Annotated in this window: 10 protein-coding genes; 6 read left to right on the top strand and 4 right to left on the bottom strand. The window is 36.9% G+C overall.

What is annotated here, in order from left to right:
* Positions 1 to 260: 260 nt before the first annotated feature.
* Positions 261 to 2,285, top strand: a complete 2,025-nt coding sequence (locus ACFILO_RS05370) for a M3 family metallopeptidase (protein WP_375632269.1) — start codon at positions 261 to 263, stop codon at positions 2,283 to 2,285.
* Positions 2,286 to 2,447: 162 nt separating this feature from the next.
* Here ACFILO_RS05370 and ACFILO_RS05365 read toward each other — a convergent pair whose 3' ends face one another.
* Together ACFILO_RS05365 and ACFILO_RS05360 are read right to left on the bottom strand one after the other, a co-directional pair.
* Positions 2,448 to 3,524: an SGNH family hydrolase gene (locus ACFILO_RS05365; RefSeq protein WP_375668325.1), complete on the bottom strand. Its 1,077-nt coding sequence runs from the start codon at positions 3,522 to 3,524 to the stop codon at positions 2,448 to 2,450.
* A 14-nt stretch (positions 3,525 to 3,538) separates the two neighbouring features.
* On the bottom strand, positions 3,539 to 4,795 hold the full coding sequence (locus tag ACFILO_RS05360) for a lytic murein transglycosylase (protein ID WP_375668324.1): 1,257 nt from the start codon (positions 4,793 to 4,795) through the stop codon (positions 3,539 to 3,541).
* 265 nt (positions 4,796 to 5,060) lie between these two features.
* Here ACFILO_RS05360 and ACFILO_RS05355 point away from each other — a divergent pair, with 265 nt between their 5' ends.
* A complete protein-coding gene (locus ACFILO_RS05355; protein WP_375677940.1) occupies positions 5,061 to 5,951 on the top strand; it encodes a UTP--glucose-1-phosphate uridylyltransferase in 891 nt (296 codons plus the stop codon).
* A 39-nt stretch (positions 5,952 to 5,990) separates the two neighbouring features.
* Positions 5,991 to 6,983: an SIS domain-containing protein gene (locus tag ACFILO_RS05350; protein ID WP_375613282.1), complete on the top strand. Its 993-nt coding sequence runs from the start codon at positions 5,991 to 5,993 to the stop codon at positions 6,981 to 6,983.
* 278 nt (positions 6,984 to 7,261) lie between these two features.
* Here ACFILO_RS05350 and ACFILO_RS05345 read toward each other — a convergent pair whose 3' ends face one another.
* Entirely contained in the window at positions 7,262 to 7,621 is a 360-nt protein-coding gene (locus ACFILO_RS05345; RefSeq protein ID WP_375611849.1) for a hypothetical protein, read from the bottom strand.
* Between the two features lie 253 nt (positions 7,622 to 7,874).
* On the opposite strand from ACFILO_RS05345, the gene ACFILO_RS05340 reads away from it, so the two are divergent.
* The 3 genes from ACFILO_RS05340 (at position 7,875) to guaB (ending at position 12,884) form a co-directional block, all read left to right on the top strand.
* Positions 7,875 to 9,260, top strand: a complete 1,386-nt coding sequence (locus tag ACFILO_RS05340; protein ID WP_375611848.1) for a sigma-54-dependent transcriptional regulator — start codon at positions 7,875 to 7,877, stop codon at positions 9,258 to 9,260.
* A gap of 402 nt (positions 9,261 to 9,662) precedes the next feature.
* Positions 9,663 to 11,234, top strand: a complete 1,572-nt coding sequence (locus tag ACFILO_RS05335) for a phospholipase D family protein (protein WP_375613283.1) — start codon at positions 9,663 to 9,665, stop codon at positions 11,232 to 11,234.
* Positions 11,235 to 11,384: 150 nt separating this feature from the next.
* A complete protein-coding gene (gene guaB, locus ACFILO_RS05330; protein ID WP_375632274.1) occupies positions 11,385 to 12,884 on the top strand; it encodes an IMP dehydrogenase in 1,500 nt (499 codons plus the stop codon).
* A gap of 179 nt (positions 12,885 to 13,063) precedes the next feature.
* On the opposite strand, the gene ACFILO_RS05325 is transcribed toward guaB, so the two are convergent.
* Positions 13,064 to 13,210, bottom strand: coding sequence for a hypothetical protein (locus tag ACFILO_RS05325; RefSeq protein WP_273722522.1), 147 nt, complete (start codon positions 13,208 to 13,210; stop codon positions 13,064 to 13,066).
* Positions 13,211 to 13,555: the final 345 nt, after the last annotated feature.

The following is a 13,555-nucleotide window of genomic DNA, read 5'->3' as shown; positions in this document are numbered from 1 at the left end:
ATTTTATAAAGAGTGGAGATTATGCTTTTCTCCAAGTGTTTTTGTTAATATGCAATTCTATTGTGATGTGCGAGCGAATAATCTTTATTGCTTCAATATAATATGGTTTGAATGAAAGAACTTTACGATTTTCAGGTTTTTTATTCAATAGGGTTTTGAAAGGTAGTTTTGAAACTCACGAAATAGTTTTAGTATGTTATCAATTTGTGTCGTAAAGATAATTGTTACAGTTTAAATTTATAATGGAGACATAAAGTATTATGACAAAAGCAGCAGTGCTGGACTGGAAGGGATTTTTAGGTCTTCCTGATTTTTCTTCTATAAGTGACGAAGATTTTAAACCCGCTTTTGAACAGGCACTTCAAGAAGCAGAAGAAGAACTAGAGGCAATTGCGATGGTGCAAGAACCACCAACGCTTGAGAATTTTTTGCAGCCTTTTGAGCTTTGCGGCAAAGCGCTTGATCGTGTCTGTTCAATATTTTTCTTACGCACCAGTGCTCATACGAATGTATTAATTCAACAGCTAGAGCAAGAGTTCGTTGTAAAACTTTCTCGTTATTCTTCAAAAATGATGATGGATGCGCGGATATTTGCGAAAATAGATATGCTTTATAAACAGTCGCAGTTGGGCACATTTGAGAGTGAAACAACACGTGTTCTTGAATTATGGTGGAAAAAGTTTGTTTGTCATGGGGCAAAACTCGATGAAAAAGCTAAGAAACGGCTTTTGGAAATTAATGAAAGACTTGCTTTTTTAAATGCTACTTTTGGACAAAATGTCTTAAATGATGAAGCTGAATGGATTCTGTTTTTAAAACAAACAGACTTATCTGGTTTACCGCAAGATCTCATTGCTTCAATGAAGGAAATTGCGTGTGAAAGAGGCAATGAAGAAGCGTATGCATTAACACTAGCACGTTCGATTGTTGAACCTTTTTTAAAATTCTCTGATCGTCGTGATTTGCGTGAGGTTGCATTCCAAGCTTGGGCTAAACGTGGTGAAAATAATAACAAGAATGATAATAAAACAATTATTGTAGAGATTGTTGCGCTTCGAGATGAGCAGGCTAAATTATTGGGATATAAATCTTTCGCAGATTTGAAGCTCGATAATACTATGGCTAAAAGTGTTGATTCCGTTATGGATTTGCTTATGCCTGTATGGAAGCGCGCAAGAGCGAAAGCTTCTACTGAGCAAATTGACTTACAAAATTTTGCCAACAATCAGGGCAGCAATGAATCTTTAGCTGCTTGGGATTGGCGTTATTATGCTGAAAAGCTTCGCACTGAAAAACTTTCTTTCGATAGCGCTGAGATTAAATATTATTTTCAGCTTGATCTTATGATTAAAGCGGCTTTTGGGGTAGCCGAAAAACTCTTTAGCATTACATTTGAAGAAAAAAACGCTGTTACACTTTGGCATCCTGATGCACGTTTGTGGGAAGTAAAAAAGTCTGATGGAAGTCTACTTGGGCATTTTATTGGTGATTATTTTGCACGTTCTTCAAAACGCTCCGGTGCGTGGATGAGTAGTTTGCAATCACAACATAAATTGGATGGCGGACAAAAGCCTATTATCTACAATGTTTGTAATTTTGCTAAACCACCTAAAGGGGAAGTTGCTCTTTTATCACTTGATGATGCACGTACGCTTTTCCACGAATTTGGACATGCATTGCATGGTTTGCTTTCTGATGTCACATGGCCATCTGTGTCGGGAACATCTGTTTCACGTGATTTTGTTGAGCTACCTTCTCAACTTTACGAACATTGGTTAACAGTACCAGAGATATTAAAATCTTATGCTATACATACAAAAACAGGCCATCCTATGCCACAAGAGTTGATAGATAAAGTCTTAGTAGCACAGACATTTAATGCAGGATTTTCTGCCGTTGAATTTATCTCATCAGCTTTAGTGGATATGGCTTTTCATCAAGGCGAAACAGTCACTGATCCAACAGTGTTTGAACGCCAAGAATTAGAAAAGCTGCAAATGCCTGATACAATTATTATGCGTCATCGTCCCCCACATTTTATGCACGTGTTTGCGGGGGATGGTTATGCATCTGGTTACTATTCTTATATGTGGTCGGAAGTCCTTGATGCTGATGCTTTTCAAGCTTTTGAAGAAACGGGAGATGTTTTTAATTCAGAGCTTGCTGATAAGTTGAAACGTTTTATTTACTCCGCTGGAGGAAGTCGTGATCCAGAGGAGCTTTATAAAGCTTTTCGGGGACGAATGCCTTTACCAGAGGCAATGATTAACAAACGTGGACTATAAGATATAACGGTATGGTTAACACCATGCCGTTTTCATATTATTCGAAAGGTACAGTTGCGATTTATGCAAATTTTCTCTTCATTATAGCTCTGTAAACAGAGTTTTTTATCTTATTCGCTTTTTGTTTATAGAGGAAAATAGATTTTGTATTTTAAATAGACATTATGGGAAAGAAAAATTATCAGCTCGATCTTTTTGATGCCCATTTGGTGGAAACCATGATTTTTTTATAAAACTTGACTTTCTTTTGCCTAAAAGGTGAGTGTTTTTTTGTGCCATATCATCGAGGCTCATTGGAGGCTGACGCATAATTTTACTCCGCTCTTGATTCTCTGATTCTTGTATAAGTTTTTGAATAACTTGATCGGTTGAGTAAGAATTTTCATGAGAAAAGGCATAAAAATTTGAAATATTTTTCAATGGTTTTTCTAAATAAGAGGCAAGTTTTTTCTTTCCTTCAGGGGTGAAATGCATGCCATTATTGGTGCGTAATTTGGTTATTTTTCCATTAATATCATAGCCTGAAAAAGAAAAATTTCCTGTCTCATCACTAAAGCCGCTCCAGATATCGAGAAAATACCCTCCTGCTGTTTCTGTTTCTTGTTTATAGAGCGCATTAAAAATTTTCATTTTTTGTGTCAAAAGATCATTTCCAAAAGAAGGCTGACCTATCCATATCCATGATTTTCCAGAGGCGTGAAGACTTTCAGTAATTTCGATAATTCTTTGTTTGTAGATGCGTATCCATTCTGACTGATCTGTGTTAATCATGTTATGAGAGTCTGTGATGGGTTGATTATCATTTGCACCGATCATCATGATAATAACATCGGGGCTATTTTGATCAATGAGTTTAGAAATATTGCTTTGCCAAGAATAATAATCCGTTCGAACTAAGCCGGAAGCTGGCATTGTGTTGTTCATGATAACGATATCGCTATTATTTATAAAAAATTTCTTAAGTGCATCAGCAACAGCAGAAGCTGCAAAATCCCCTATGACAAGAATGCGCTTTGCATTCTCATTTTTTAGCTTTTGTATGTTTTTTTGTGTTACGATCTTTTTTTGCGGCTTGTCTATTTTTTGTTCTATAATTTGCGGTGGCTGCTGTGTCTGTTTGTTTTGTTGTGACAACCATTTGAAGAAGTTCGTTGCTTTACTTGGGGATGGCTGTAAGATCCCCACAATAGAAAGTGAAAACAGCAATAATGTCAAGTATATCAGGCGAAAAGAAGACAAAAATTTAGTCTCCCTTATTGTTTGCGAAGGAGAAAAAGCACTTGAGATGATGGATATCCATTTGCTTTTAGACCGTGACGCAGTTGAAAAGCTTTAATTGCTTTGCGAGAAGCTGTTCCGATTTTTCCATCAACATTCCCTTTATAATAGCCCAGTGCACTTAAGCGAGATTGTAGTTCTTTACATTCCTGGAAAGTAAGAGGTTGAAAAGGTCTTTGCCAATCATTTACCAATCTAAGATGTCCAGCAATGCGATCAGCAAGAAGGCCAACAGCAAACGCATAACGATCTGCATTATTATAATGTTTCAGAACAAAGAAATTTTTTGTGACTAAAAATATAGGTCCTTTTGCTCCATCTGGATATTTTAATATTGCTTGTTCAGCTGATGTAGGAAGAGGGTGCCCATTTGCGTGTTTTACACCTAATTTTTTCCATTGTTCAAAGGAATACCAGCCTTCAGGAAGGGTTTTCCCCTGCGGCACTTTTACCTCTACTCCCCAAATAAGATTAGGTTGCCAGCCATTTTTGTGGAGAAGGTTAGCAGCAGTAGCCAGAGCATCTGGAACAGAGTTCCAGATATCACGCCGTCCATCTTGGTCCATATCAACTGCATAGGCGAGATAACTGCTTGGAATAAATTGTGTATGCCCCAATGCACCGGCCCAAGATCCAGTGAGTTGAGAGCGTTTAATTTCGCCACTTTGTAGAATTTTCATAGCAGCAATCAGCTGTGTATATGCATATTTTGCACGTTTTTTATCAGCATAGGCTAAAGTTGCAAGAGAGCGAATGGTATCACGCATTACACTTTTATTAGCTAAAACCTTCCCATAGTTGCTTTCCATTGACCAAATAGCAAGCAGAATATTGCGATCAACACCAAAACGTTTTTCAATTTGAAGAAGCCATTTGTTCCATTTTTGAGTTTGGCGTCGTCCTTCCTCAATTGCAATATCATGGACACGATTATCGAAATAGTTCCATGAAGGAGCAACAAATTCCGGTTGGTATGCGGCGCTTTTTAGAACTTCTGGATCAATGGCATTAACACCTTTAAACGCCATATGAAACGTAGAGGGGGTAATATTGTGAGCAATAGCTATTTTTTTAAATTCTTTAATCCAGTGTTTAAATCCGCTATCAGCATATGAAAGGGGTGCAAAAAACATTAAAAAAGCAGAAAAAATAACGGCAGAGCCAGTGAGAAGAGTTCTCCAAGCTATTGACTTCTCTAAAAAAGAGAAAGTCTTCAATTCTGTTTTTTGCATTTTGAAATCCCCATTAATATTCAATTCATTAGATGTGCAATAACTTTATTTTGTATTTAGTTTAATCGATAATATGATCAAGAAGAGGAAAAAACTGAAATAAATAATACGTTTTAATCCCTTCAATAAATTCTCAGACTCTTTTTACATTTTTATTGCTCATTATAATGATAATCAAAACAATAAGATATCTTTTTTACCATTTCGTAAAAACATATGATAAATAAAACAAAAAAGTTATATGAATTCATTGAGGAGGGTGAGTGTGCGTAAAATCCGGAAAGCAGTATTCCCAGTAGCAGGTCTTGGTACGCGTTTTCTTCCTGCGACAAAAACGATTCCTAAAGAAATGCTAACAGTTGTTGATAAACCTGTTATTCAATATGTTGTGGATGAGGCGAGGGAAGCTGGTATTGAGCATTTTATTTTTGTGACTGGACGTAACAAAGCCGTTATTGAGGATTATTTTGATGAGCAAGTTGAATTATATACGACACTTGCTGAATGTGGAAAGAAAGAAGATCTTGCACATTTATACCGTTTACAGCCATTACCAGGGTCAACTTCTTTCACTCGGCAACAACAACCTTTGGGATTAGGGCATGCTCTTTGGTGTGCACGTGAATTAGTTGCAGGGGAACCTTTTGCTTTGTTATTACCGGATATGTTGATACAAGCGAAAAAGGGCTGTCTTTCTGAAATGATGAGCCTTTATGAAAAGGTGGGTGGGGGAAATATTATAGCAGTTCAGGAATGCGATCCTAGAGAAACACATAAATATGGTATTGTTGGGAAAGGCAAACAGATTGCAAATGGTTTTGAAATCACAAAAATGGTAGAGAAACCAGCACAAGGTACGGCACCATCAAATTTGTACATCAATGGACGTTATATTTTGCAGCCAGAAATTTTTAATATTCTTTCCACTCAAGAACGGGGAACAGGAAATGAAATTCAATTAACAGATGCTATGATACGGCTTTCAAATGAGCAAGATTTTTGGGGTTTGCAAGTAAAAGGGCGCACTTTTGATTGCGGTTCTAAAGCTGGTTTTATTGAAGCCAACGTTGCATTTTCTTTGGCACGCGCTGATATGCACAGCCACGTTTCTGCTTCATTGAAAAATTTACTAGAAACCATTAATGTCGAAAAGTGATATAGATCTCTCACTTAATTTTATTGGTCGAATTTGATTATGACAATATCGTCTCCTCATATGGCTTTGCAAGGTGCAGTAGCATCAGCGCTTAAAACACTTGCTAGTGAAAAGCAGGGGCTTGAAGCTCTTGAAAAAGCTCTTCTGGAAAGTCTTTCTTCTTCTTTTGAAGCGGCTGTTCAAACTATTAGAAATGCTCGTGGACATGTGGTTATTACTGGTCTTGGAAAAAGTGGTCATATAGGGACAAAAATTGCAGCAACCTTAGCCTCAACTGGAACACCTGCCTTTTTTGTTCACGCTGCAGAAGCCAATCATGGTGATCTTGGTATGATTGGCTCTGATGACGTTATTCTTGCTTTATCATGGTCTGGTGAAACTCAAGAGTTAAGTGGTATTATAAGTTATGCGGCGCGTTTTCGTATCCCCCTTATTGCGATGACATCAAGTAAGCACTCTGTGTTAGGACGACAAGCTGATATTGTACTATTATTACCAAAGATAGAAGAGGCTTGCCCCCATGGTTTAGCCCCTACAACTTCAACAATTATGCAATTGGCAATGGGAGATGCATTAGCGGTTTCTCTTTTAGAAATGCGTGGTTTTACCGCAACGGATTTCAAAATATATCATCCTGGTGGTTCTCTTGGTGCAAGCCTTAAATACGTGTGTGATATTATGCATGAGGGTGATAATATTCCTTTGGTTATGCAGGGAACAGCTATGACTGAAGCGATGAATGTTTTGGTGGAAAAACATTTTGGTTGTGTTGGTGTTGTGAATCAAGAAGGTGAACTAATCGGAATTGTAACTGATGGCGATCTTGCACGTAACATTCATTTTAATTTATCAAAATTTAATGTTGACGAGGTGATGACCAAAGCTCCTAAAGTTGTAAAGCCAAATACACTTGTTGGTGCAGCAACAGCTTTTATTAATGATCATCAGATTGGTGCATTTTTTGTGGTTGAAGATAAAAAACCGATAGGAATTGTTCATTTTCATGATCTTTTGCGCATTGGCGCTGCTTAGATTAAAGTTCCCTATCAAATAAAATGTTATTTTAGGTTGAAATAGATTGAATGATACAAAGTTACAATTTTATTGTGAGGTGGCTTTACTGATATTTTGTGGAAGAAAATGATTATTTTACGCATTTCATAATGTTTAGAAAATTTTCAGGGTAAAGATTATACCAGCCTCTTTGCGTATTTTAGAGAGGATTTTCTATCAGGAGGAGAAAGGATATCGCCTCCTGCTTAATGTGTGTGCTCCCTCTGTTCTTAAGAGAGGTTTCCCTTGTACTTTGTTTAAGATTTCCGCTTAAGGAAAAACTGTGCTCCTGTATGTGAGGTGCAGAGAAGTTGTGTGGCGTCATATGACATTGTACAATTGACTCTAGAAATTGTTCCACGGAGAATAGAGCGTATTTCAATTTCTATATTTTGGGCATTGAGATAATTATATGCTCCTTCTGATAGTTTTTCTTCTGTATCTGCTGCATGCGTTTCAAAAACACCATTGTGGAAAGAAGAAATAATACCATTCTCATCAACCCATTTTCCATCAATTCCAGTTGGCATATTTGAGTTATAATATCGCGAAAAGTTACAGGCACTTAACAGCAAGGCGGTAATTGTAAGACATAAAATATGATAGGTATGTTTCATTTATTGCACTCTATTTAGATTATTTTGCTCTCTAGTTTCTATAACATTATTAAATTACCCCATGAGTCAATATGAAAAATTTGATAAAAATCAATGAAAAAGCAAAAAAATGGAAAAAAATGCCTTAATGTTGTATTTAATTGACAGCTTGATGAATTTCGTAAGTGAAACACAAGAGGTAAAATATTTCTTATGGTTTACAACAATTTTTATATTAAGCTGCTAAGTAGTCTCAAAGGAGATTATTGACATTATGGTTGGTCCCATTCTTGTTGCGAGTGAAGATTATGGAAGACGTATAGAACTTTCTTCTATGCTGCGAGGTTTTGGTTATCGTGTCATTGAAGCAGAAAATGGTCTCCGTACGATTGATCTTTTACACAGGCGTAAAAACATTGTGCTTGCACTCCTTGATGTCGTTATGAGTGATTTGAGTGTGAGCGATTTGATTAAAATGATTAGAGTTGCTGGTGTTTCTGTTCCTATTGTCGTTATAGCACAACAAGAGAATCAGCATTTACTCCAGAAAGCTTTAACAGCTGGAGCTATTGATTATTGGATCCATCCAGTAACATTATTACGTGTAAGAGTTACTTTGGATATCCTTGCTCTTATTTCTGCCTTGGAGCATGAGGTTCGAGATATTCGGCGAAAAAAAGAGAATCATTTACGGTTTTCTGATCTTTGCGTAAAAAGTAGAGCTATGCAGATAGTATTAGAACAATCGAGACAAGCAGCAACTTCTTTACAGAATCTTTTGATAGAGGGAGAAGCTGGAACAGGACGTGAGACATTAGCTCGGATTATTCATCATGAGGGATTATTTTCGGAGGGTGTTTTTGTTCGCTTTCAATGTTCAGCCATCGTTGATCCAGAAGAAGAAAATCAGCAGTGGTTTAAAGAATTCCTACCATTGGTTTCTTCTCTTGAAAAAGGGACACTTTGCCTTTGTGATATTGATCGACTTGAGCCCATACAGCAAAAACGGTTTGCTCATTACCTTAAAGAAAGGGAAAGGGATACAAAAGGAGATTTTTTTCCTTTTCGGATCATCGCTATTTCAACATCGCGTTTAAAGGACTTGGTTAATGAGAACTTTTTTTTGCATAGTTTGTTTGAACAATTTTCTCACTTGTCTATTAGCGTTCCTGCTTTACGAGAATTAAGGGATGATTTTCCAGAGATCACACAACGTTTGATTGATCGCATTATCACAGAAACAGGGCGATCACATGTCCATGGTTTAGCAGGCTCTGCTCTTTCCTTGCTTATGCAGTATGATTGGCCTGGCAATAGAAATGAGCTTGAAACCTTTTTATTTCGTGCGATTTTACTCAGTGAAGGACCGTTATTAACTGTTCGAGATTTTCCGCAATTAATGGGAAATTCATTAATGAATGTTCCCAATATCATTGAGGGTAATATGCAAGAAGATAATGAGCAAGAATCGATAAAATTTTTGAATACTGATGGGCATGTGCGTACTTTTGCAGAAATGGAGCATGATATTATAGAGAAAGCGATTAAACATTATAAAGGACATATGAGTGAGATTGCGCGTCGCCTTCATATTGGTCGCTCTACACTTTATAGAAAAATGGAAGAATTGAGAGCAATAAGAAATCAAGAACGAAAGTAAATTCATAACAAATTTCTCTTCATGACAAGCAAGCGTTTCAAAAAATAGAGTGAATTTTGATAAAGTCCGTGGGGGAAAGCTGAAGAAAACAATCATTTATTGTAAAATTTATCTATAGTGGATGATTTTGTTGATTTAAATCAAATATAAATTTTATGTGACTATTTTAATCGTTTGTTTCAATTTATACAATTTTAGTTAAGTTTACATTTATTAAAACAGAGAAGCATTTTTAAAAACTTTTAAATACTACCGCTAAAATTTTTGTATCATCAATATTAAATTTATACTCTCTTAAGCAAGAAGTGGCATTTTATCTGCTATACGATTAAGATAAAGTGATTAGTGTTATCGTTTGCATTACTGATGATGTGATAGTTTAAAATAGAAAGTTTGCCCTCTTTGACTCTTTTACAGATTGTTATTGGTTTTGTCCTCTTTTTTTTTATTGCATCTATGTTGGCAATCTACACCTATGGGCGTTTTGTGAAAAATGCTAGGGGAAAATGTTCTTATGCGTTACCTCTTCAGAAAGATGAAACTAAGCTTGATCGTATCGTCAGTCAATTAGCTGAGAAAGAAAATGGATTGGGGATTGATAAAGATGCCCTTTCCCTCATTATCAGCAATTTGGATGCGTTTTGTGTTCGGGCAATAGGAGCTGCAGAGGCTGGGCGTAGCCTTGATCTGATGTATTATATTTGGGATGATGATTTAACGGGGCGCCTATTATTAAGTGAAATAGTTGAGGCAGCTGATCGAGGGGTTCGGGTACGGCTTCTTTTGGATGATATTAATGCTCAGGCACGTGATCCAGCTTATATTGCGCTAGATAAACATCCTCACATTGAGGTGAGAATGTTTAATCCAGGGCGATCGCGTAAAGGTGGTTTACGCCGTGGTTTAGAAATTATATTACGGGCAATTACTGTAACACGTAGAATGCATAATAAAGCTTTTATTGTTGATGGCAGGGTCGCTTTTGTAGGAGGACGTAATCTTGCAGATTCTTATTTTGATGCTGGTAAAGAATCCCATTTTCGAGATTTAGATTTGATGTTAATCGGTCCTTCTGTTAAAAAGGTAGAAAGTATCTTTGATGATTTTTGGAATAGTGCTGTTGTTTTGCCAATTCATACTTTGGTTGTTCCTAAAAGCGCAAGTGATCTTAGCTATTGGAAAGATAAATTACGAAAGTTTCGTGATTCCAAAGTTGCAAAAGTTTATTTAGATTATGTCAAAGAGCACATTAACTTTAATTGTTTTATCCAAACAGGAAAGCGGTTATTTTTAGCAGACAAAGTTGTTGTTCTTTCTGACCCTCCAGAAAAAGCATTGCGTAAAAAAGCAAGTAATTGGCTTATGAAGGCACTTTCAAAGGTTATTGGAAATGCCCAAAAAACGGTCCAGATTACGTCACCTTATTTTGTTCCTGGTAAGGTTGGCACGCAGAATTTTAGTAATTTGGTTTCAAAGGGTGTTGATGTCAAAATTCTGACAAATTCTTTAGCTGCTACTGATGTAGCATTAGTGCATGGTGGTTATGTACCTTATCGTAAGGCATTGTTGAAAAGTGGTGTTAATCTTTATGAATTAAAAGCGGAAGGCAATACTCATGGGTTACGATTGTTTCGATCGAGTAAGGCAAGTCTACATGCCAAAGCTTTTTTAATTGATCGTAAAACAGCTTTTATTGGATCTTTAAATTTTGATCCAAGATCAGCATCATTAAATACAGAAATGGGCATTCTTTTTGAATGTGCTCCCATTACAGCAAGATTAGATTTGTTGTTTTCTGAAGAAACCACAGGGGAAATGAGCTATCATCTGCGTCTTGGTGATAATAATCGTATTTATTGGGATTTTATTGAAAATGAAAAAAAATATAGCATTGACTATGAGCCAGAAAGCAATTTTTGGCGTCGCGCATTTGCAAAAATAATAAGTTGGTTACCTATTGAATCACAATTGTAAATTTTTATAAACCACACTTAAAAAAAATATTTATTTTTCTTTTCATTTTGTTTGTAGCATGGCATAATTTTTTGCCAATCTACCATGTATGAGAACCGCAGTTGTATTTTAAAGCTTCTTGCGGTGTTTTATTATAAAAGGAATTTTGATATGGCAAAGATTGTTGAAACGGGGACAGGTGCATTGGCACTGACTTTTGATGATGTACTTTTACAACCCGGTCATTCTCTTGTTATGCCTAGTCAAGTGGATCTCAGTACGCGCATTGCAGCGGATATTAAGCTCAATTTGCCATTGCTTTCTGCGGCAATGGATACGGTAACAGAATCGCGTTTGGCAATTGCTATGGCTCAAGCTGGTGGTCTTGGGGTTATTCATCGTAATATGTCTCCTGCAGAGCAGGCAGAAGAAGTTCGTCAAGTAAAAAAGTTTGAATCTGGTATGGTTGTTAATCCAGTCACCATTGGACCAGATGCAACACTTGAAGAAGCAAAATCTTTGATGCGCTCTCATGGTATTTCCGGTATTCCGGTTGTTGAAAATGGTGCTAAAGGTGAAACTGCTGGACGGCTTGTTGGCATTTTGACAAATAGGGATGTGCGTTTTGCATCGGATCCTAAACAAAAAATTTATGAATTAATGACGCATGAAAATTTAATCACAGTGCGTGAAAATGTTCAACTCAATGAAGCGAAGTATCTTTTACACTATCATCGTATTGAAAAATTATTAGTTGTGGATGAACAGAATCGTTGTGTCGGACTGATAACAGTTAAGGATATTGAAAAAGCAAAATTAAATCCAAACGCTGCCAAAGATTCACAAGGTCGCTTGCGTGTTGCAGCTGCAAGTAGTGTAGGGAACGATGGGTTTGAGCGGGCTGAACGATTAATTGATGCAGGCGTTGATATTCTAGTAATTGATACTGCACATGGACATTCTCAGCGTGTATTAGACACTGTTGAGCGTATTAAAAAAATGACGTTTTCTCCAGCTATTATTGCTGGTAATGTGGCGACTGCTCAAGCAACACAGGCTTTGATTGACAGTGGTGCGGATGCTATAAAAGTTGGGATTGGTCCTGGTTCTATTTGCACAACGCGAATTGTTGCAGGTGTTGGTGTTCCTCAGCTTGCAGCCATTATGAATGCTGCAGAAGTTGCTGAAAAAGTGGGCATTCCCGTTATTGCTGATGGGGGGATAAAAGCTTCGGGTGATTTTGCTAAAGCCTTAGCAGGTGGGGCTTGTGCTGCTATGATTGGCTCTCTTTTAGCGGGTACAGAAGAAAGTCCTGGCGAAGTTTATCTTTACCAAGGACGATCCTTTAAAGCTTATCGCGGCATGGGATCTGTTGGTGCTATGGCACGAGGATCGGCAGATCGCTATTTTCAAGATGATGTTCGTGATGAACTTAAGTTGGTTCCTGAAGGTGTGGAGGGGCAGGTGGCTTATAAAGGTCCTATAGCATCAGTTCTACATCAGCTTGCTGGTGGACTTCGTGCTTCGATGGGGTATGTTGGAGCAAAAGATCTCGTAGAGTTTCGTGAAAAAGCAACGTTTGTACGTATTACGAATGCGGGACTCCATGAAAGTCATACGCATGATGTTTCTATCACACGAGAGAGTCCAAATTATCGTGGGCCAGTTTAAAGATACAAGAGCCTAATATCATATTGCATAAATATAAAATTTTCCGAGAACAAGAAAGAGAGACTGCGCTTTTTTCTGTTTGTAATTTGGTGTAATAATCCCAAAAAGGAAAGAATTAGAGGTTAAAACTCTAATTCTTTCTGTTAAGACTATATGAAATAAGTTATATAAAATTAGAATTAACTTTTTGTTGTCTTCCGTCCAGTCTTTGACGCACGTTGGCGAGTGTTTGTCTGATCACTTTGGACGGATTTCTTTCCGTTGTTTGAGGGCATTGTATTATGACGGCTTTTAGACGAAGTTGTTTTTCCATTATTATAAGTCATTATTTTCTCCTTTAAAATTGTCTGGCAGTTGCCATTAGAGTAAAAACGGTCATGCCAAATAGTGGTTCCAAGCATTTTCTAAAAAGTTAATTTTTTGTTGAACGTAAGATGAGCTTGTTTAATTTTATGAGAAGATTTTTTCTATTGTTCAGACAATCCTCGTAAACTTTATTTTACGCCAATAAATTAAAGAGTTTGTTTTTTTCGTAATGCATGGCGGAAATAAGTTTTTTATGGATGGCTACGTATCTTTTAGTATAAGAGGTAGAAGGATAAAAAACGAATGGGCAGAAGATGAAAGGAAAAATTTAGATACTCTAAATTGGATCTTATAAAAAAGTATGA

The organism is Bartonella sp. AP72JLCBS (assembly GCF_042195705.1).
In the GTDB taxonomy this organism is placed as follows: Bacteria; Pseudomonadota; Alphaproteobacteria; order Rhizobiales; family Rhizobiaceae; genus Bartonella.
This window is presented reverse-complemented; position numbering and strand designations above follow the sequence as displayed.